Raw genomic sequence first — 20,740 nt, 5'->3', positions numbered from 1 at the left:
CCCCCCCCTGAAGGACCTCACCTCTTCGGCCACCCCCCCTGCTGCCGTCACGGCCCCCCCCCCCCTCCCGCAGCCCCTGGGCGGCCCGGGCGACCTCATCGTCGTCGCCGGACCGGGCCGGGACGCCTTGGAGGCCGGCGGATCCCTGCTCGCCCCGGCGGCCCCGGCAGCCCTGCTGACCGCCGGGGCGCTCAGGGCCGATGGGCTGGCCCATGTGGCCGACCGCCGCGCGGCCACCGAGGCGCGGGCCGCCGGAGTGCTCGCCGGGGCGCCGGTGGTGCTCGCCTTCGGGCTGGGGCATCCCTCCGAGGCCTTCGCCCACGTGCCCGCGCTGGCCCTGCTGGGATTCGACCAGCTCTGGCTGGCCGTCGATGCCACCCGCAAGCACGAGGACACTGTGTCGTGGGTTGAGGCCGTCGAGGCCGTGGCCGAGCCCGACGCCGTCGCCGCCTTTTCCCGCCGGGACACCGCCACGCCGGAGACCGTGCAGGCGCTGCGCTTCCCGGTGAGCTGGGTGGACGCCGCCCCCGGGGCCCCGCCGGGGCCCGCCGGTCCGGCACCGTCCGCCGCGCGCGCCGTGGTTTTTCCTTCGACGCAGATGAAAAGATAGGCTTTAGCTGTGCTGGTACTTACGCGGAAATTCAACGAGAAGATTCATATCGGCGAGGATATCGTCATTACCATTCTCGAATCACGCGGTGATGGTATCAAGATAGGCATTGAGGCGCCCCGGGGCGTGAAAATCCAGCGCGGCGAGATTCTCCAGGCCGTGATCGAAGCGAATCTGTCGGCCAACGTCTCGGATGCCGATGCGGAGTCCCGGCTCAAGGAGCTGCTGGGCCGGAAGGACCCCGAACCGGGTCCTGCTTCCTGAGCCGTCCGGCAGGTGCCGGGGCCCCGGGCGGAGACGGGGTTTCAGGCGGAGACGGAAGCGTCAGGCGGAGACGGGCGCCATCGCGGCCAGCCGGGCGCCCGGGTTCAGGGTCGATCCGCCCCGGGTCAGGGCCGCGAGCGAACTGAGGTAGGCGTTGCGCCGGGCCGGCGCGACGCGTGATTCCGGTGCGGGCGCGGTGCCCTCGGTGTCGGAGTAGACCGCGGCCATCCCGTCGCGGAGCAGCCGGATGGCCTCGGCGCGCTGCTGGGACACCGCCGAGTGGGTTGAGCCGAACTCCTCGGCCAGGTCCTTGACCGGGCGGTCCTCGAAGTAGGTCTGCTCGATGATGTAGCGCATCTTCTCGGGCAGGGCCTCGACTGCGGCCCGCAGGACCTGGGCCTGCTCGGACACCAGCAGGGACTCCTCGGGGGTGGCCATGACCGCCGTGAGCGACTCCGGTGCGTTCTCGTCCAGGGCCGAGACGGTGCGTGAGGCGTCGGCCAGGGTGGCCGCTACGGCGTCGCGCCCGACGCCGAGCACCTCGGCGATCTCGCTGACCGTGGGGTTGCGCAGCAGTTCCCCGGTCAGCAGTTCGGAGACCGCCAGGGTCTCCTTGATCCGCCGGCGGGTGTCCCGGCTGGCCCAGTCGGCGGCCCGCATGTCGTCGGCGAAGGCACCAAGGATCCGCCGGCGGGCAAAGGTGCCGAAGCGGACGCCGTAGGTGGGGTCGAAGGAGTGGGCGGCGGAGACGAGGGCCACGGCGCCGGCGCCGGCCAGGTCCTCACGGGAGAGGTGCGGGGACCGTGCGCAGATTTCCGAGACAAGATAACCAACCAGCGGAAGATTCTCCACAATCATCTTGTTGCGTTCTTCACGGTTCAACTCGGACTTCCCCTCATAACACGATTCGCGATCCGCGCCGGTGGCTGTGGATTCTCCCGGGCCGGTCCCGGTTGTCCGGAAGCGGTGGCCGGAGAAATTCCCGGTTTTTTCAACAGTAAGTCCACGTAGCTGGCCGAAATAGCGAGGTGCAAAAACAGCGGGTAATTCCTACTGAAATACTGCGCCGATCCTGCGGATATCCAGAGCATCGATTGGAGGGCCCGCCGGGCCGCCCCCGTACCCACCCGCCGAAGCGATTGGGAAATCTCTACCATTGGGGTGCGAAGCGGTCTAGGATGGCTTTTCGTGCGCGCCTTCCCGTATCCCGATGCCGGCCCTCCGGACCTCCGTTCCCCCACCCGCTTCCTGCTCTGGCTCGCCGCGCGGCAGAAGGCGACCCTGGCGGCCGGGGCCCTGCTGGGCGCGGTCTGGATGGTGGCACAGGCCCTCATGCCCTTCTTCCTCGGCCGGGCTGTGGACCGCGGCATCCTCGCCGGCGACGGCCGGGCCCTGGCGGTCGAGGTGCTGATCCTGCTGGCCCTGATGGTGGTGCAGGCGGCGGCCGACACGTTCGGGCACCGGGTGGCCGTCAGCAACTGGCTCCAGGCCTCGTTCCGGTCGGTCCAGCTGGTCGGGCACAAGGTCACGCGCACCGGCGACGCACTGCCGAACACCCTGTCCACCGGCGAGGTGGTGTCGACCGCCGCGTCGGACACCTTCCGGCTGGGGGAGATCTTCGACGTCTCGGCCCGCCTGGCGGGCGCCTTCGCCGCGTGGCTCGTGGTCAGCGCCCTGATCTTTCGGACCTCCCCCGAACTCGGCCTGCTGGTGCTCGCGGGCGTGCCCGCGTGCTGCGCCCTGCTGCTGTTCGTGGTGCGCCCGCTGCAGGCCCGGCAGCGCGAGCAGCGGGCCGACTCGGGGAAGATGACGGCGGTGGGGGCCGACACGGTCGCGGGGCTGCGGGTGCTGCGCGGCATCGGCGGCGAGCACATCTTCGTGGACCGCTACCGCGCCCGCTCGGCGGCGACCCGCGATTCGGGCATCCGCGTCGCCCGCTCCCTGGCGGACCTCGAGGCCTCGCAGGTGTTCATCGCCGGTGCCTTCAGCGTGGTGTTCACCTGGGTCGGGGCGGGCCTCGTGCTCGACGGCAGCATCTCCCCCGGCGAACTGGTGGCCCTCTACGGTTTCTCGGTGTTCCTCGTGACGCCGATCCGCACGGCGGCCGACGCCGTCTCGCGCACAATCCGCGCCCAGGTGGGGGCCCGGAAGATCCTCGCGGTGCTGAAGGTGGAGCCGGGGGTCTCCGAGGCGCCCGCACCGGTTCGGCCGCCGGCGCCGGGAGCCGCCCTGGCCGATACGGAGAGCGGGCTGCGCCCCGAGCCGGGGCGGATCACCGCGCTGGTCTCCGCCGACGCCGCCGGCGCCGCCGCCGTGGCGACCCGGCTGGGCCGCTTCGACGACGCGGCGCCCGGGGCGGACGGAGTCCGGTGGGGCGGGGTGCCCCTGGGTGCGGTGGAGCTGGCGGAGGTCCGCCGGCGCATCGTGGTCAGCGAGGCGGCCCCGCAGCTCTTCACCGGTTCGCTGCGGTCCCAGCTCGACCCGCACGGACGCCACGACGACGACGCCGCCATCCTTGACGCCCTGCGGGCCGCCAGCGCCCTCGACATCCTCGACGGGGTGGAGGACGGCCTCGACACCGGAGTGACCGAGCGCGGCCGCGGGTTCTCCGGCGGCCAGCGCCAGCGCATCGTGCTGGCCCGGGCACTGCTTACCCGGGCGGAGAACCTGATCCTCATCGAGCCGACCAGCGCCGTCGACGCCCACACCGAATCGAGGATCGCCGCACGCTTCCGCACCGAGCGGGGGCACCCGGGCCTGACCACCCTGGTCGTGACCGCCAGCCCGCTGCTCCTGGGCATCGTCGACGCGGTGGCGTTCCTCGAGGACGGCAGGGTCGGTGCCACCGGCCGGCACCGGGACCTGATGGCGTCCAACCCGACCTATCGAAATGTTGTGATCCGCAGTGAGTGAGACAGCCACCCGCACCGGGCCCGACACCGGGCCGCACCCGGCACCCGACCGCCTTCCGGTGGCCGGCGCACGCGCCGTCCGGGCCGAGGCGGCCCGGCTGATCCGCCACCACCGCCGCGGCCTGGGCGCCGTGGTGGCCCTGTACGTTGGCTCGGCGGTCGCGGGGCTGGCCGGGCCGCTGCTGCTGGGCGCCGTCGTGGATGCGGTGCTCGCCGGCACGACGCGGGGGTTCGTCACCGCGGTGTCCCTGGCGATGCTCGGCTTCCTGCTGCTCCAGTCCGTCCTGCGCCGCTTCGCGGTGCGGGCCGGCATGCTGTTCGGGGAGCGCGTCTTCGCCCGGCTGCGCGAGGACTTCCTCGAGCAGGTCACCGCCCTGCCGCTGTCCACCGTCGAGAAGGCCGGCACCGGCGACCTGGTGGCGCGCACCACCAACGACATCGACGCCGTCTCGCACACCGTGCGGTTCGGGGTCCCGCAGGTCGTGGTGTCCGCGGTGACCATCGTCCTGACGCTGGCCGCCGCCGTCGTTGCCTCCCCCCTGCTCTCGGTGGCCCTGCTCACGGGCCTTCCCCTGCTGTACCCGGTGACGCGTTGGTACCTGGCGCGTTCCTCGGCCGGGTACCAGAGGGAACGCGAGAGCTACGCGGTGATCAACGGCGCCGTCACCGAGACCATCGAGGGGGCGCGCACGGTCGACGCGCTGAGCCTGGGTGCGGCGCGCCGGGCCACCATCGACGGCGCCCTCTCGGCGAGCTACCGTGCCGAGCGCTATACGCTCTGGCTGCGCAGCGTCCTCTTCCCCGCGGCGGACATCGCCTTCTGGCTGCCCGTCGCCGCGGTGCTCGTGTGGGGCGGCTGGCTCGCCTCCGTGGACGTGGTGACCCCCGGCGCCGTCGCGGCGGTGGCGCTGCTGGCCGTCCGCCTGATTGACCCGGTGGACCTGCTCATCATGTGGACCGACGAGATCCAGGTCGGGGCCGCGTCGCTGGCCCGGATCATCGGGGTGAAGGAGGTGCCGCCGGACCGCACGGCGACGCCGTCGGTGCCGGCGAACGAGGACATCCGGGTCTCCGGGGCCACTTACGCCTACCGTCCCGGCCACAACGTGCTCCACGGCGTCGACCTGACCCTGCGGCGCGGGGAACGGCTGGCCGTCGTCGGGCCCTCCGGTGCCGGCAAGTCGACGCTCGGGCGCCTGATCGCCGGGATCCACCCGCCCACCTCCGGGTCGGTCACCGTGGGCGGGGTGCCGCTGGTCGACCGTCCCCTCGACGACCTGCGCCGCGAGGTCGCCCTGGTCACCCAGGAGCACCACGTGTTCGTGGGTTCCGTCGCGGACAATGTGCGGTTGGGACGCGCCGACGCCACCGAGGCGGACATCGCCGGTGCCCTCGAGGCGGTGGGCGCCCTGTCCTGGGCCGCCGCCCTGCCCGAGGGAATCGACACGGAGGTCGGCTCGGGTGCGCACGAACTGACCCCCGCCCAGGCCCAGGAGCTGGCCCTGGCGCGGCTGATCCTCGCCGATCCGCACACCCTCGTCCTCGACGAGGCGACCTCGCTCATCGATCCGCAGTCTGCGCGGAACCTCGAGCGCTCCCTCAGCGTCGTCCTGGAGGGCCGGACGGTGGTCGCCATCGCCCACCGGCTCCACACCGCGCATGACGCCGACCGGGTGGCGGTGGTCGAGGACGGCAATATCACCGAGCTCGGCTCGCACGAGGAACTGCTCGCCCTGGATGGCTCCTACGCCTCGCTGTGGCGCTCCTGGCGCACCGAGTAGGCGGCTGTCCGGCCGGGAGTGCCTCAGTGGTCGAAGAACACCAGCGAGGAGTTGATCAGCTCCGCGATGACCTCGGCGTCGTGGGCCCGCCGCAGGGAGTCCCGGAAGTTTTCCTTGAACAGGCTCCGGGCGATGGTGGCAAGCACCTCGAGGTGCTCGGAGAACGATGAGGCGGGGGTGGCGATGAGCAGCACCAGGGTGGCCGGCCCGTCCACGGCCCCGAAGTCGAGGCTGTGCCCGTACCGGGTGACGCCGACGCCGATGGAGGTCTGGCAGACGTACTCGCTGCGCGCGTGCGGGAGGCCCACGCCGCCGGGCAGCCCGGTGGCCATCTGGTGCTCCCGGGAGTTGACCTGTGTGAGGAACGCCTCGAGGTCCGTGATCCTCCCGGCGGCGTGCATGCGGGCGGCCAGCTGCGCGCTGGCGTCCTCCTTGGAAACCGCCTCCATCTCGAGGATCACCAGGTCCGGCGTCGTCAACCCGGCGTCGTGCAGCTCCAGGGACAGATTGCTCACGTTGTGCCTCTCATCGTGCCCGCAGCCGCCAATGCCCTACGGTCTCCGCGCCGCGGCTGCGGCCCTCCCCTAGCTTACCGGGACGATGTCCTCGGCACCGAGGCGGGCGCTGTCGGCCGACTCGTCATCGGGCTGCTCCTGGCTGAGCCGCTCCGCCTGGACGCGCGCGAGGTAGTGCTTCACCTCGCGGTTGACCTGCTGCTCGCTCCAGCCCAGGAGCGGCCCCATCAGCTCGGCGACCACCGGCGCGGCGGAGACCCCGCGGTCCCAGGATTCGATGGAGATCCGGGTACGGCGGGTCAGGATGTCCTCGACGTGGCGGGCCCCCTCGTGGGTGACGGCGAAGACCGCCTCGGCGGCGAGGTAGTCGTCGGCGCCGGGCAGCGGCTCCCCCAACGCCGGGTCGGACCGAATCAGCTCAAGGACCGCCTCGGCCTGGGTGCCGTACCGCTGGAGCAGGTGCTCCACCCGGGCGACGTGGATCCCCGCCGCCTCGGCCATCCGGGCGCGCTTGTTCCACGCCGCCTTGTACCCCTCGGCGCCGAGCAGCGGAACGGTGTCGGTGCAGCTGGGGGGAACCCGCTCGTCGAGGGCCCTCGAGGCCTCGTCGACGGCGTCCTTGGCCATCACCCGGTAGGTGGTCCACTTTCCGCCGGCGACCACCACCAGCCCCGGCACCGGGTGGGCGACCACGTGCTCGCGGGAGAGCTTCGCCGTCGAATCGCTCTCCCCGGCCAGCAGCGGACGCAGGCCGGCGTAGACGCCCTCGACGTCCTCGCGCGTCAGCGGCCGCTTGAGCACCCGGTTCACGTGTTCGAGGATGTAGTCGATGTCCTGCGAGGAGGCCGCCGGATGGGCCTTGTCGAGGTCCCACTTGGTGTCGGTGGTGCCGATGATCCAGTGGCGTCCCCAGGGGATGACGAACAGGACCGATGTTTCGGTGCGCAGGATCAGGCCCACCGTCGACTGGAACCGGTCGCGCGGCACCACGAGGTGGATGCCCTTGGAGGCCCGGACCTTCAGCTGGCCGCGGTCGGTCACCATGGCCTGCGTCTCGTCGGTCCACACGCCGGTGGCGTTCACCACCTGCTTGGCGCGGATGCTGAATTCCTCGCCGGTCTCCTGGTCCTTGACCTGGGCGCCGACCACCCGCTCGCCCTCGCGCAGGAAGTTCACGACCGTGACCCGGTTCGCCGCGTGCGTCCCGTAGTGCACGGCGGTGCGGACCATGTTCACCACGTACCGCGCGTCGTCGACCTGCGCGTCGTAGTAGCGGATGGAGCCGACCATCGCCTCCTTTTTCAGGCTGGGCGCCGCGCGCAGCGTGCCGCGCCGGGTGAGGTGCTTGTGGAACGGCACTCCGCGGGAATGCCCGCCGCCCACGCTCAGGGCGTCGTAGAGGGCGATGCCGGCCCCGACATAGGGGCGCTCGATGAAGCGCTTGCCGAGCGGGTACAGGAAGGGCACCGGCTTCACCAGGTGCGGGGCGATCCGCTGGATCAGCAGACCGCGCTCCTTGAGGGCCTCCTGCACCAGGGCGAAGTCGAGCATTTCGAGGTAGCGGAGCCCGCCGTGAATCAGCTTCGAGGAGCGGGAGGAGGTCCCCGAGGCCCAGTCCCGGGCCTCGACGATGCCGGTGCTCAGCCCGCGCGTCACCGCGTCGAGGGCGGAGCCCACGCCGACCACTCCACCGCCGACGATCAGGATGTCGAGTTCTCCGCCCGGCCGGCTGGTGGCCTTCAGCGCCTCAAGCGCCTCGCTGCGGTACTGGGGACTGAGTGCGCCTGCTGCCATGGCCGTGACCCTCCGGAACGTTGAGTTCTGCGTACCCCAACTTTAGGCACTCAACGGCCCGGAACGCACTCAATCGTTCGAAACATAGGGTGAAAGGACAACCTCCACCCGCTGGAATTCCTTCAGATCCGAGTATCCCGTGGTGGCCATCGCCCGGCGCAGCGCGCCGATCAGGTTCGAGGTGCCGTTGGTGTGGTGGGAAGGACCCCACAGCACTTCCTTCAGCGGTCCCACCGTGCCGAGGTTGAACCGGTCGCCGCGGGGAAGTTCGGCGTGGTGGGCCTCCTGGCCCCAGTGCCACCCTTTACCCGGCGCCTCCTCGGCGCGGGCCAGGGCCGAGCCGAGCATGACCGCGTCGGCGCCCATCGCGATGGCCTTGACGATGTCGCCGCTGGCGCCCATCCCGCCGTCCGCGATGACATGCACGTAGCGTCCGCCGGATTCGTCCATGTAGTCCCGGCGGGCCGCGGCGACATCGGAGATGGCCGAGGCGAGCGGGGAGTGGATGCCGAGGGCCCGGCGGGTCGTCGTCGTCGCCCCTCCCCCGAAGCCCACGAGGACGCCGGCGGCACCGGTGCGCATCAGGTGCAGGGCCGGGGTGTAGCCGGCGGCACCACCGACGATGACCGGCACGTCGAGCTCGTAGATGAACTGCTTGAGGTTCAGCGGCTCGTCATTCTTCGACACATGCTCGGCCGAGACCGTGGTGCCGCGGATGACGAAGATATCGACGCCGGCGGCAAGGACGGTCTTGTAGAACTGCTGGGTGCGCTGCGGGGTGAGCGAACCGGCCACGGTCACCCCGGCCTCGCGGATCTCCGCCAGCCGGCTGGTGATGAGGTCGGCCTGGATGGGCGCCGCGTAGAGCTCCTGCATGCGCGCGGTGGCGGCGGGGCTGAAGTTTTCGGTGCTGAGCCCGGCGATCTCGTCGAGCACCGGCTGCGGGTCCTCGTAGCGGGTCCACAGGCCCTCGAGGTTGAGCACGCCGAGCCCGCCCAGCCGGCCCAGGGCGATGGCGGTGGCCGGGGACATCACCGAATCCATCGGGGCGGCGATCACCGGCATCTCGAACTGGTAGGCGTCGATCTGCCAGCTCACCGACACATCCAGCGGGTCGCGGGTACGCCGGGAGGGGACCACGGCGACATCGTCGAGGGAATACGCCCTGCGTCCACGCTTGGCCCGGCCAATTTCAATCTCGTAAGTCACTGCTCTAGGTTATCCCAGCCCCGCTCGGCGGCCTCATCGGGCGGCATTATCCGCTTTCCCGGCTGCTTCGCCACCCCCGGCGGCCGGACCCAATTAGCCCTCCCACCCCCGCACGCAATAGAGTTGCACAAAGGAACACCGCTGGAAAACACCGGCCGGGCAGCAGAACTGCTGGCTCCGGCACCCCCGCACCGCAACGACGCGGGCGGTTTCCCTCGGCCATTCGACCCGGCGCAGCCACCGGGCCCCGGAGGTGCAAGCACTCCGATCCGGTGAAATGCCGGCCGGTCCCCGCGGTCTGCGCGGAACTAATTTTTAGAGCAACACCCTTCGAGCACGACCCTTCCCCGCGGCGGCCCGCCCGCCTCGACACCGACGAGAGAATATCGATTCGTGAATAAAACACCCGCCGCACTGAAAACTCCCCCGACACTCGCCAAGGGCGCCATGCGCATCGTGGCCCTGGGCGGGATCGGCGAAATCGGCAGAAACATGACAGTCTTCGAATTCGGCGGCAAGCTGCTGATCGTCGACTGCGGCGTCCTGTTCCCCGAGGACCACCAGCCCGGCGTCAACGTAATCCTGCCCGACTTCTCCTACATCCGCGAACGCATCAACGACGTCGTCGCCGTCGTGCTGACCCACGGCCACGAGGACCACATCGGTGGAGTCCCCTACCTGCTGCGCGAACGCGCCGACATCCCCCTGGTCGGCTCCCAGCTCACCCTCGCCTTCATCGAGGCCAAGCTCAAGGAACACCGGATCACCCCCAAGACCATCCAGGTCAAGGAAGGCGACCGCCGCACCATGGGCGGGTTCGACCTCGAATTCGTTGCGGTGAACCACTCCATCCCCGACAGCCTCGCCGTCGCGATCCGCACCGCCGCCGGCATGGTGCTGCACACCGGTGACTTCAAGATGGACCAGTTCCCGCTTGACCGCCGCATCACCGACCTGGGGGCCTTCGCCCGCCTTGGCGCCGAGGGCGTGGACCTGTTCCTCACCGACTCCACCAATGCCGACGTGCCCGGCTTCACCACCTCCGAGAAGGACCTCAGCCCCGCGATCGACGCCGTCTTCCGCACCGCCCCGCGCCGGATCATCGTCTCGAGCTTCGCCAGCCACATCCACCGCATCCAGCAGATCATCGACACCGCCCACCGGCACCGCCGCAAGGTCGCCTTCGTGGGCCGCTCGATGGTGCGCAACATGACCATCGCGGCGGACCTCGGCTACCTGAACATCCCCCACGGCCTGCTCGTCGACTTCAAGAAGCTCGAGCGCAGCGACGACCACAAGGTGGTGCTGATCTGCACCGGCTCCCAGGGAGAGCCGCTCGCGGCCCTGTCCCGGATGGCCAACAACGACCACGCCATCAAGATCAGCGAGGGCGACACCGTCCTGCTGGCCAGCTCCCTGATCCCGGGCAACGAGAACGCCATCTACGGCATCATCAACGCCCTGACGGAAATCGGCGCGAACGTCGTCCACAAGGGCAACGCCAAGGTGCACGTCTCCGGCCACGCCAGCGCCGGTGAACTGGCCTACTGCTACAACATCGTCAAGCCGCGCAACGTCATGCCGGTGCACGGCGAATGGCGCCACCTGCGCGCCAACTCCGAGATCGCCGTCGCCACCGGCGTGGAGCCCCGCAACGTGATCATCGCCCAGGACGGCGTCACGGTCGACCTGCAGCGCGGCCGGGCCACGGTCTCGGGCAAGGTGCCCGCCGGGCTGGTGTTCGTCGACGGCGCAAGCGTCGGCGGGATCACCGAGGAGACGCTGCGGGAGCGGCGCCGCCTGGCCGAGGAGGGCTCGGTGACGGTTCTGGCCATCATCGACGCCGAGACCGGCACCATGACCGAGCCGCCCGAATTCTTTATCCAGGGCTTCTCCTGCGACCCGGCCGACCTGGACAAGGCCGGCACCGCCGTGGAGAAGGCCCTCGCCGACGGGCCTTCCGGCCGGCAGGGTGGGCGCGGGGCCCGCAACCTGGATCCCGAGGCCGTCATCGAGCGCGCCACGGCCAACTGGATGCGGCGCTTCTACAACCGCACTCCGGTGATCACCGCGATCGTCGTCGACGCCTAGCGGCGCCGGTTCCGGGGTTCCGCACGCACTGCGGAGCCCCGGGGCTACCTCCGGACGCTCCGGAACCCCAGGCCCGCCATGAGCGCCGCGAGCAGCGTGGCCCCCGCCGTCAGGGGTGCGATGCCGCGGCCGGGCCGCCGCCGGCCGGCCCGGAAAGAACGGCCAACCGCTTTCGGCCCGTCCGCCGGCGGGCAGCGCCGGAGCCTTCGCCGCCCCGCGGAGGGCCGGCCGTGGCGGTCTCCAGTTCGCGGGCGATCAAGGGCAGCGCCTCATACCGCGCATACTCCGCGGCCAGGCGTCCTGCCGCCTCCCGGTAGGACGGGTCGGAGAGGACCCGGCGGACGGCGTTCCGCACGGCGTCCGGCGCCGGCGAACCGGTGCGCAGGTTGATCCCCGCCCCGGTCCAGGCCACGCGGGCGGCCACCTCGGGCTTGTCCTCGCGGTCGCCGGCGACGATCACCGGCAGGCCCTGCGCCAGGGCGCGCTGGGTGCCGCCGTACCCGCCGTTGGTGACCATCACATCGATCAGGGGCAGCAGGTCCCCATGCGAGATGAAGTCGGCGACCCGGGCATTGGCCGGGACCTCCTCCGGAGGCACCTGCACCCCGCCGGTGGTGGCGACCACCAGGACGTCCATGCCCGCCAGGGCACGCAGCGTCGGCAGGATGAGCCGGCCCGGATCCTTGTTGTCGATGGTCCCCTGGGTGACGTGGACGACCGGGCGCCCGCCCTGGAGGTCGTCCCACCAGGACGGCGGGCTGAACCCGCCGCTCCCCGTTGGGAAGACCGGCCCCACAAAACGGACACTGCTCGGCAGGTCGCTGCGGGGGTACTCGAAGCCGGGGCAGGTGAACTGCAGGAACCGGTCCGCGAGCGAGGCCGCGTCGAGGAAGTGGACGGGAAGGGGCACCCCGGCGACGGCCTTCATCTGCCGGCTCGCGGCACGATGGGTCGACCGGAAAACAACCTTCTGCAGAACGGCTCTGAGCACCAGGTTGCGGAGCACCCCGGCCTTCGTGGGCATCGGCGGCAGGCCCAACCCGAAGGGTGCCGTGTCCCTGCTGGAAAAGGCGAGCGGGATGATCCCGCTGAAGTGGATCGGCGGCCGCGGCTCGGTCCGGAGCAGCGGGACAACGGCCCCGGTGAAGCCGGACTCGGCAAGCACGGCGTCGGGAGGAACCCGGTCGAGTTCCTCCCGCAGGGCGCGGTACTGGTGGGGCAGGGGGCTGATGAAGACTTCGGTCATGTCGAAGCGGAGCCGGTCCAGCCCCTTCTTTGCGCCACGCCCCGGGAAGGACGCGTCGAGGTCCCGGTCGTCGAAGTCGGCGGCGGCCGGCAGCGCGATGAACTCGAGGCCGGCGTCGGCGGCCAGTTCCCCGAAGCGGGCACCGGTAAGCAGGCGCACCCGGTGCCCCTGGACCAGGAGGTACCGCCCGATTTCGATCTGGGGCACCACATGGCCGTAGATCGGGGAACTGCAGAGAAGGTACGTTGCCATCGGTGACTCCTGATGCTTAGTTTCCGGACGCGGCCGGTTTGAGGGCGTACCCCATATAGGAGACCCGCTTGGTCGCGACCCTGCCGAAATCGAGGCGCCGGCTGAGCTCCCCGTAACTGATCCTGCGCTTGCGTGCGTCGTAGAAACCCTTGAGCACCACCGGCGTCCGCGCCCTGGGCGCCAGCCCGGTGATCTCTCCGACCACCAGTCCCCTGCGGGAGAGCTGATCGGTCAGCTCCCCCGGAGTGATGAACATGTCCCAGTCGTGCAGGGCGGCGTCGGTGAGCCGGGTCAGGGACCAGTCCTGCATGACCTTGATACCGAGCAACTTGCTGGTGCGGGTCCGGTTGATGGTGTCGAACAGGTACAGGCCCCCCGGCTTCAGGACCCGCGCGCTTTCCCCGATGACCCGTGGGAGGTCCGTGACGTGTTCGAGCACGTCGCAGCAGTACACGACGTCGAACACCGCACTGTCGATGGGCAGGTCCTCCCCCGCGCCCACGACGTAGCGGATGTCGAGACCGGCCTGCCCGGCATGCTCCCGGGCGGCGGAGATGGCCACCTCCGACGGATCGACGCCGGTGACCGAGAAGCCCAGCCGGGCAAACTCCTCGGCGAGGAACCCGCAGCCGCAGCCGACGTCCAGCGCCGTCAGGCCTGAATAGCTGTCCTCCAGCCGGCTGCGCAGCACCTCCCGGAAATAGGCCATCCGTCCCGGAGTGCAGCTGCCGTGCAGCATATTCAGCGGGTTGTCCTCGTGCCACCAGGTTCCGCCCAGACGGTCGTAGATTTCATTGTCGATGGCCACGGCCCCTCCTTGGCTTCGACCGGCCGGACCAGCACCGCTGCCCGCCCTGCGTGTATCTTGCTCCCGGGCCCACCCGATCGACAGGGCCCTTGGACCCGATTCCCAGCCCACCGGCATCGTCCCCCGGGCCTGCACCGGGGCGGCGGCCGGGCCTGCACCGGGGCGGCGGCCGGGCGCGTCAAGCTGGTGCTGCTGCCTGCCGACCACCGGATTTTCCTGCCCCAGGTCCCCGGGGCCGTGCCGCCGGGCGTGCCGGGGAGGCCGGACCCGGGCCGGTGGGGCAGAGTTGTGCCATGGAAATTCTTCGGTACGCCGCGTTCACCACCGATCCCGCCGGCGGCAACCCGGCCGGGGTCGTACTCGACGCGACCGGGCTGGATGACAGCCGCATGCAGCGGATCGCCGCGGACGTCGGCTACTCGGAGACGGCCTTCGCCTGGCCCGGCGGCGGGCGGACCCACACCCTGCGGTACTTCAGCCCCCTGGCGGAGGTCGCCTTCTGCGGGCACGCGACCATCGCCACGGCCGTGGCCCTCGCCGAACGGACCGGACCCGGGGACCTGCTGTTTTCCACTCCGGTCGGGGACATCGCCGTCTCCACGGCGGACAGCGCGGCGGGCCTCCGGGCCACCCTCGTGAGCGCTCCGGCCCGGAGCCGGCCGGCCACGGAAGAGGAGACGGCCGGGGCCCTCGCCGCGCTCGGTTGGGCGCCCGGGGACCTCGACGCTGCGCTTCCGGCGCATGTGGCGTTCGCCGGTAATGAGCACCTGGTGCTGGCGGCCCGCAGCCGGGAACGCCTCGCCGACCTCGACTATAACTTCGACGGACTCAAGGAATTGATGACCGGGCGGGGCTGGACGACGCTTCAGCTGATCTGGCGCGAGGACGCCCGCACCTTCCACTCCCGCAACCCCTTCCCGGTCGGCGGAGTGGTGGAGGACCCCGCCACCGGGGCCGCCGCGGCGGCGCTCGGCGGCTACCTGCGGGAACTGGGCCTCGTTCGCGAACCGCAGCGGATCACGATCCTCCAAGGCGAGGACATGGGCCGGCCGAGCACCCTCCAGATCGAGGTGTCACCTGCGGACGCGCGGGTGTCGGTCAGCGGCAGCGCAGTGCGGATGCCGGCCTAAGCCGCGGGTGGAGGAGTCGCCGTCGGGCACGGTTCGGCAGCTTCCCCGCCGTCCTTCCGCCGAAGCCGCACCTCAACGCGGGCGCTGCCTCTCCCGCCGAAACTGCAGCTCACCACGCTTTGCCCCACCCAGAAGGTGGTTAAGTGCAGTTTCGGCGGGGTGTGGCACGGCCAGAACGGGGTTACCTGCACACTCGGCGGCAGGAACGATGACGACGACGGGCCATGGCCGCCGCGCCCACACCCACACCCACACCCACACCCACACCCACACCCACACCCACACCCACACCCACCGAAACCGCAGCTCACCACGCTTTGCCGCACCCAGAAGGTGGTTAAGTGCAGTTTCGCGGGGTGTGGCACGGCCAAAACGTGGTTATCTGCACACTCGGCGGAAGAAGGACGCCGGGGACGGGTTACGTGCACACTCGGCGGCAGGAATGACGACGACGGGGACGCCCTGACACGCCGAGGGCCTCCCTCCACCCCTGCGGGTGGCGGAAGGCCCTCGTGAACGACCGGGCGGAACCTACTTCGAACCGTAGTTCGGGGCCTCCACCGTCATCTGGATGTCATGCGGGTGGGACTCCTTGAGCCCGGCCGCGGTGATCCGCACGAACTTGCCCTTGGCCTTGAGCTCGGGGATGGTGCGTGCACCGGTGTAGAACATCGTCTGGCGGAGCCCGCCGACCAGCTGGTACGCCACCGAGGCCAGCGGCCCGCGGTAGGCGACCCGGCCCTCGACACCCTCGGGGATCAGCTTGTCGTCCCCGCTGACGTCGGCCTGGAAGTAGCGGTCCTTGGAGTAGGAGGTGTTCTTCCCGCGGGTCTGCATGGCGCCGAGCGAGCCCATGCCGCGGTAGGTCTTGTACTGCTTGCCGTTGACGAAGACCAGTTCGCCGGGGGCCTCGGCCGAACCGGCGAGCAGCGAGCCGAGCATCACGGTGTCGGCGCCGGCCACGAGTGCCTTGCCGATGTCGCCCGAGTACTGGAGGCCGCCGTCGGCGATGAGCGGCACGCCGGCCGGGATCGCGGCCTTCGCGGATTCGTAGATGGCGGTGACCTGGGGAACCCCGACGCCGGCAACGACGCGGGTGGTGCAGATCGATCCGGGCCCGACGCCGACCTTGATGCCGTCGGCACCGGCGTCGATCAGGGCCTGGGCGCCGGCGCGGGTCGCGGCCTGGCCGGCGATGATGTCGACGTGTGCCAGGGACTTCTCGGCCTTGAGCCGGGCGACCATCTCGAGGACGCCGGCGCTGTGGCCGTTGGCCGTGTCCACGAAGAGGGCGTCGACGCCGGCGTCGACGAGCGCCATGGCGCGCTCCCAGCCGTCGCCGAAGAAGCCGATGGCGGCACCGACCCGGAGGCGGCCGTCGTCGTCCTTGGTGGCCAGGGGGTACTGCTCGGCCTTGGTGAAGTCCTTGACGGTGATGAGGCCGCGGAGGATCCCTTCGTCATCGACGAGGGGAAGCTTTTCAATCTTGTTCGTGCCGAGCAGGGCGATGGCCTCGTCCCCGCTGATGCCGACGCGGCCGGTGATCAGCGGCATCTTGGTCATGACCTCGCGCACGAGGCGCTGCGGGAACTCGCTCTCGGGTACGAAACGGGTGTCGCGGTTGGTGACGATGCCGAGCAGGTGCCCGAAATCGTCGACGACGGGCAGGCCGGAGACGCGGTACTGCCCGCACAGCTCATCGAGCTGGGCCAGGGTGGCGTCGGGGCCGATGGTCAGCGGGTTGGTGATCATGCCGGACTCGCTGCGCTTGACCCGGTCGACCTGCTCGGCCTGGTCGGCGATCGAGAGGTTGCGGTGGATCACGCCGAGCCCGCCCTGGCGGGCCATGGCGACGGCCATGCGCGCCTCGGTCACGGTGTCCATGGCGGCGGAGAGCAGCGGGGTCTGGACGGAGATCCGCTTGGACACCCGCGAGGAGGTGTCCGCCTCGGACGGGATGACGTCGGTGTGGCCGGGCAGCAGCAGCACATCGTCGTAGGTCAGACCGATGAAGCCGAAGGGGTCGTGGGGCTCGTTCTGCTCAGACAGGGTCACTAATTGTCCTCTTTCGGGGGTGTCACCGCGGGTGGGGTGCCATCGGCGGCTCTGCCGTCCGGCTCTTAACCATTCTAAAACCATTCATTGCCGGCCCCTATTCCGCCCACGGTGCGGGGACACCGGGGGGCCCTGGCGCTCACCAGCCGGTGAGGGCCAGGAAGCGCTCGGTGAAGGCCGGCTCGACCGTCTTCACGTAGGTCCGTGTCAGGTGGTCGCGGTCCTTGTAGACCAGGACGTTCCCGACCAGCCCCTGGCAGGTCGTGGCGGTGCACAGCTGATCGGTCAGGTCCAGCACGCCGATGCCGGGATTGTCCCGGGCGACCTGAACGAGCGGGGACACGTCGGCGAGCAGTTCGGAGCGGGGCAGCGCGCAGGCGTCGGGATCGGCGCTGTTGAGCTCGATGCATTCGGCCATGTCGAACTCGAACCGCGGGGTGTCGCGCAGCGCCACGACCTCGATTCCCCGGTCCAGGAAGGGCTGCACCCCGGCGGCGTAGCCCTCCGGGACGGTTTCGGCCGGGGAGCTCCACTCGGTCTTGGACCCAACCGTCAGCACGGCGTCCGGCTCGAGGTCCAGGGCGTACTCGAGGGCCGCAGCGTTGTGCGCGTTGCACTCCGGGCTCAGGGCGGACGACTGGGCCCCGTACCGGCAGGCGGGCTTGTGCACCAGGATGGCGTTCCAGTTCCGCTCGGCGGCCATCGCGCCCACCGCGGTCAGCCACATCTGGGCGTGCGAATCGCCGAGGATCAGCACCGTGTGCTCCGGCGACTCGGCGTTGCCGGCCTGGTGGCAGAACTCGATCACCGGGTTGGTGGGGGCCAGGGGGCCTTCGCAGCGGCCGTCATAGTCGGCCCACTCCGCGCCCAGGGCGCTGGCGAGCGGAAGGACCACGGCGTCGTCGGCCCCGCGGTACTCGAACCCGGGGGCCAGCGCCCGCGCGCCGGGGTTGTCGTGCACCGTCTGCATCCCCGCGGCGGCCGCCTGGGCCTGGACCTTGAGTTCCCAGCCGGAGAGGGGCACCGCGACCACGGCCAGCGTCACGGCCACGACCAGGCCCGTCCGCCGCCGGTGCAGCGTCGGCCAGGGCCAGGACCGAACGGGCACCTCGACGAACCGGGTGGTGGCGTAGGCGAGCACCAGCGACACGGCGATCACGACCGCGCCGTCGAGCAGTCCGGCCTCGGGCTTGCGCGCGGTCATCAGCCAGAAGACGAGGACCGGCCAGTGCCAGAGGTATAGGGCGTAGGAGTTGTCGCCGAGGCGCACCAGCGGCGCCGCGCTCAGCAGGCGGTCGACGCCGAAGCGGTGTTCGGTGCGCCCGGCGGCGAGGATGGAGGCGGCGGCCAGGGTCGGCCACAGGGCGATCCAGCCGGGGAACTGCTGCTGCACCTGCAGCAGCAGCCCGCAGCTGAGCATGGCCACCAGTCCCAGCCAGCCAAGCACCACCCGGGTGCGTATGCCGAACCGGGCATATGGCAGGAGCAGCGCGACGAGCGAGCCCAGCGCGAACTCCCACAGCCGGGAGCGGGTGTCGAAGTACGCGGCGGCCTGGTGGTGGGTGGTCTGCCAGACGGAGAAGGCGAGGGAGAGGGCGAAGACCGCCCCGAACACCCAGATCAGCACTGTGCGGTAGCGCCGCCGGGCGGCCCGCGCGGCGAGGGCGGAGACGGCGAACAGCAGCGGCCACAGCAGGAAGACCTGGCCCTGGATGGAGAGGGACCAGAAGTGCTGCAGCGGGCTGGCGTTGCTGTCGTCCTGCGCGTAGTAGTCGACGGCGTTGGCGGCCAGTTCCCAGTTCTGCACGTACAGCAGCGACGCCCAGGTCTGGTCGAAGATCCCGGGCCACCGGGAGGGCGGGGCCAGCACGGCCGTGGCGGCCAGCACGGCGACCAGGACGACGACGGCGGCGGGCAGGAGGCGCCGGAAGAGCCCCAGCCAGTACCGCAGCAGCTGCAGCGGCCGGCCCGACTCGACCTTGCCGACGAAGGAGAACGTGAGCAGGAAGGCCGAGATCAGCAGGAACACGTCGACGCCGCCGGAGACCCGCCCCAGCCACACGTGGTAGAGAACGACCATGACCACGGCGAGGGCGCGCAACCCCTGGACCTCGGGCCGCCGCTGGCGCGCCGCTGGGGCCGCGGGGCGGCTTTCCGTTGGTGCAGTTCTGGTTACTCCCACATCGACCCTTCCGGTGTCTCCGGGCGCCGTGAAGACGTTCCTCCGGCCGCCGGCGCCGGCGGCACAAAGCTCCAGTTTACCAATCCGCAATGGAGGGAGGTTCCGGTCGCCGTCGGATGAAGGGGCCGGGGAACGGGAACCGGCCAGGGGCCCGTTAAGCGAAGCACCCCGGCCGGGTGGACCCGGCCGGGGTGCTTCGCGTGCGGTCAGGGCCCGTGGGGGGCCCTGCGCTGCGGGAACTAGTGGCTGTGGCCGTGGCCGTCCTCGTCGTCCTCCGCGGGCTTCTCGACGACCAGGGTTTCGGTCGTGAGGACCAGCGCCGCGATCGAGGCTGCGTTGCGCAGCGCCGACCGGGTCACCTTGACCGGGTCGATGATGCCGGCGTCGATCAGGTTCTCGTACTCGCCGGTGACGGCGTTGAAGCCGTGCCCGTCCTCGAGCTCGGAGACCTTGGCGACAACGACATAGCCCTCGTGGCCGGCGTTCTCCGCGATCCAGCGCAGCGGCTGCGCCAGGGCGCGGCGCACCAGGCCGATGGCGGTGGCGGCGTCGCCCTCGAGGGCGAGGACGCTGCTGTCGGTGTCCAGGGCCTTGCCGGCCTGGACCAGCGCCGAGCCGCCGCCTGCGACGATGCCCTCATCGAGTGCGGCGCGCGTCGCGGAGACGGCGTCCTCGATGCGGTGCTTCTTTTCCTTCAGCTCAACCTCGGTGGCGGCACCGACCTTGATGACACCCACCCCGCCGGACAGCTTGGCCAGGCGCTCCTGGAGCTTCTCGCGGTCCCAGTCGGAATCGGTGCGCTCGACCTCGGCGCGGATCTGCGCCACGCGGTCGGCGACGTCGGAGGCTTCGCCCGCTCCGTCGACGATGGTGGTGGCGTCCTTGGTGACCGTGATGCGGCGGGCCGAACCCAGCACCTCGAGGCCGACCTGGTCGAGCTTCAGGCCCAGGTCGGGGGAAACGACCTGTGCACCGGTGAGGGTGGCGATGTCCTGCATCATGGCCTTGCGGCGGTCACCGAAGCCCGGCGCCTTCACGGCGACGGCATTCAGGGTGCCGCGGATCTTGTTGACCACGAGGGTGGACAGCGCTTCGCCTTCGATGTCCTCGGCGATGATGAACAGCGGCTTGCCGGCCTGCAGGGCCTTCTCCAGCAGGGGAAGGAATTCCGCCAGGGAGGAGATCTTGCCGGAGTTGATCAGGATCAGCGCGTCCTCGAGGACGGCTTCCTGGCGCTCGGCGTCGGTCACGAAGTACGGCGAGAGGTAGCCCTTGTCGAACTGCATGCCTTCGGTCAGGACGAGTTCGGTCACGGTCGAGGAGGACTCCTCGATGGTGATGACGCCGTCCTTGCCGACCTTGTCGAACGCCTCGGCGAGCAGGTCGCCGACCTCGGTGCTCTGGGCGGAGATCGCGGCGACGCTGGCGGTCTGGTGGCCGACAACTTCCTTGGCATTCTCCAGCAGGCGCGCGGCGACGGCCTCGACCGCGACCTCGATGCCATGCTTGAGCTGGCCCGGAGCGGCGCCGGCGGCCACGTTGCGCAGGCCTTCCTTGACCAGGGCCTGGGCGAGGACGGTGGCCGTGGTGGTGCCGTCACCGGCGACATCGTTGGTCTTGGTCGCTACTTCCTTGGCCAGCTGGGCGCCGAGGTTTTCGTAGGGATCGTCGAGTTCGACCTCACGGGCGATCGTGACGCCGTCGTTCGTGATCGTGGGAGCGCCCCACTTCTTGTCCAGCACGACGTTGCGTCCGCGCGGGCCAAGCGTCACCTTGACGGTGTTTGCAAGCTTGTCGACGCCGGCCTCGAGTGCGCGGCGGGCTGCATCGTTGAACTCCAACTGCTTTGCCATGTCTTGTTCCTTTCAGGCTTGTGCAGTGGAAAGACCCC

Annotated in this window: 14 protein-coding genes and 1 pseudogene; 6 read left to right on the top strand and 9 right to left on the bottom strand. The window is 70.5% G+C overall.

What is annotated here, in order from left to right:
- Nucleotides 1-610 (top strand): annotated as a pseudogene (locus ACX80W_RS02705) (hypothetical protein); the annotation flags it as partial.
- A gap of 9 nt (nucleotides 611-619) precedes the next feature.
- Nucleotides 620-874 carry a carbon storage regulator CsrA gene (gene csrA, locus ACX80W_RS02700; protein WP_459280164.1) on the top strand — a complete coding sequence of 85 codons (255 nt, stop codon included), beginning with the start codon at nucleotides 620-622 and terminating at the stop codon, nucleotides 872-874.
- Nucleotides 875-934: 60 nt separating this feature from the next.
- Here the strand turns inward: csrA and ACX80W_RS02695 are convergent, their stop codons facing one another.
- Entirely contained in the window at nucleotides 935-1,732 is a 798-nt protein-coding gene (locus tag ACX80W_RS02695; protein WP_459280162.1) for a sigma-70 family RNA polymerase sigma factor, read from the bottom strand.
- Between the two features lie 330 nt (nucleotides 1,733-2,062).
- Here ACX80W_RS02695 and ACX80W_RS02690 point away from each other — a divergent pair, with 330 nt between their 5' ends.
- Nucleotides 2,063-3,787 (top strand): ABC transporter transmembrane domain-containing protein, encoded by a 1,725-nt coding sequence (locus ACX80W_RS02690; protein WP_459280160.1) that lies wholly within the window; start codon nucleotides 2,063-2,065, stop codon nucleotides 3,785-3,787.
- Nucleotides 3,780-5,567, top strand: a complete 1,788-nt coding sequence (locus ACX80W_RS02685) for an ABC transporter ATP-binding protein (RefSeq protein ID WP_459280158.1) — start codon at nucleotides 3,780-3,782, stop codon at nucleotides 5,565-5,567. The genes ACX80W_RS02690 and ACX80W_RS02685 overlap by 8 nt, the downstream gene beginning before the upstream one ends.
- Nucleotides 5,568-5,590: 23 nt before the next feature.
- Here the strand turns inward: ACX80W_RS02685 and ACX80W_RS02680 are convergent, their stop codons facing one another.
- From ACX80W_RS02680 to ACX80W_RS02670, 3 genes are all read right to left on the bottom strand, one after another.
- Nucleotides 5,591-6,082, bottom strand: a complete 492-nt coding sequence (locus ACX80W_RS02680; RefSeq protein WP_459280156.1) for a PTS sugar transporter subunit IIA — start codon at nucleotides 6,080-6,082, stop codon at nucleotides 5,591-5,593.
- Between the two features lie 69 nt (nucleotides 6,083-6,151).
- On the bottom strand, nucleotides 6,152-7,876 hold the full coding sequence (locus ACX80W_RS02675) for a glycerol-3-phosphate dehydrogenase/oxidase (protein WP_459280154.1): 1,725 nt from the start codon (nucleotides 7,874-7,876) through the stop codon (nucleotides 6,152-6,154).
- Nucleotides 7,877-7,945: 69 nt separating this feature from the next.
- Nucleotides 7,946-9,085 carry a GuaB3 family IMP dehydrogenase-related protein gene (locus ACX80W_RS02670; RefSeq protein ID WP_459280152.1) on the bottom strand — a complete coding sequence of 380 codons (1,140 nt, stop codon included), beginning with the start codon at nucleotides 9,083-9,085 and terminating at the stop codon, nucleotides 7,946-7,948.
- Between the two features lie 447 nt (nucleotides 9,086-9,532).
- Between ACX80W_RS02670 and ACX80W_RS02665 the strand changes: the two genes are divergently transcribed.
- Nucleotides 9,533-11,176, top strand: a complete 1,644-nt coding sequence (locus tag ACX80W_RS02665; protein ID WP_459280204.1) for a ribonuclease J — start codon at nucleotides 9,533-9,535, stop codon at nucleotides 11,174-11,176.
- 109 nt (nucleotides 11,177-11,285) lie between these two features.
- Here ACX80W_RS02665 and ACX80W_RS02660 read toward each other — a convergent pair whose 3' ends face one another.
- Both ACX80W_RS02660 and ubiG read right to left on the bottom strand, forming a co-directional pair.
- A complete protein-coding gene (locus tag ACX80W_RS02660) occupies nucleotides 11,286-12,674 on the bottom strand; it encodes a glycosyltransferase (protein ID WP_459280151.1) in 1,389 nt (462 codons plus the stop codon).
- 16 nt (nucleotides 12,675-12,690) lie between these two features.
- Entirely contained in the window at nucleotides 12,691-13,482 is a 792-nt protein-coding gene (gene ubiG, locus ACX80W_RS02655; protein WP_459280149.1) for a bifunctional 2-polyprenyl-6-hydroxyphenol methylase/3-demethylubiquinol 3-O-methyltransferase UbiG, read from the bottom strand.
- A gap of 293 nt (nucleotides 13,483-13,775) precedes the next feature.
- On the opposite strand from ubiG, the gene ACX80W_RS02650 reads away from it, so the two are divergent.
- Complete coding sequence (locus ACX80W_RS02650; RefSeq protein ID WP_459280147.1) at nucleotides 13,776-14,612, top strand: PhzF family phenazine biosynthesis isomerase; 837 nt, start codon at nucleotides 13,776-13,778, stop codon at nucleotides 14,610-14,612.
- Nucleotides 14,613-15,143: 531 nt separating this feature from the next.
- Here ACX80W_RS02650 and guaB read toward each other — a convergent pair.
- From guaB to groL, 3 genes are all read right to left on the bottom strand, one after another.
- On the bottom strand, nucleotides 15,144-16,667 hold the full coding sequence (gene guaB, locus ACX80W_RS02645) for an IMP dehydrogenase (RefSeq protein WP_459280145.1): 1,524 nt from the start codon (nucleotides 16,665-16,667) through the stop codon (nucleotides 15,144-15,146).
- 139 nt (nucleotides 16,668-16,806) lie between these two features.
- Nucleotides 16,807-18,768 carry an acyltransferase family protein gene (locus ACX80W_RS02640; protein WP_459280143.1) on the bottom strand — a complete coding sequence of 654 codons (1,962 nt, stop codon included), beginning with the start codon at nucleotides 18,766-18,768 and terminating at the stop codon, nucleotides 16,807-16,809.
- A 320-nt stretch (nucleotides 18,769-19,088) separates the two neighbouring features.
- Nucleotides 19,089-20,702 (bottom strand): chaperonin GroEL, encoded by a 1,614-nt coding sequence (groL, locus tag ACX80W_RS02635; protein WP_459280141.1) that lies wholly within the window; start codon nucleotides 20,700-20,702, stop codon nucleotides 19,089-19,091.
- Nucleotides 20,703-20,740 lie beyond the last annotated feature (38 nt).

This window comes from Arthrobacter melezitosi (assembly GCF_054511055.1).
Note: the sequence above shows the minus strand (reverse complement) of the source record. Positions and strands in the feature narration are given on the sequence as shown.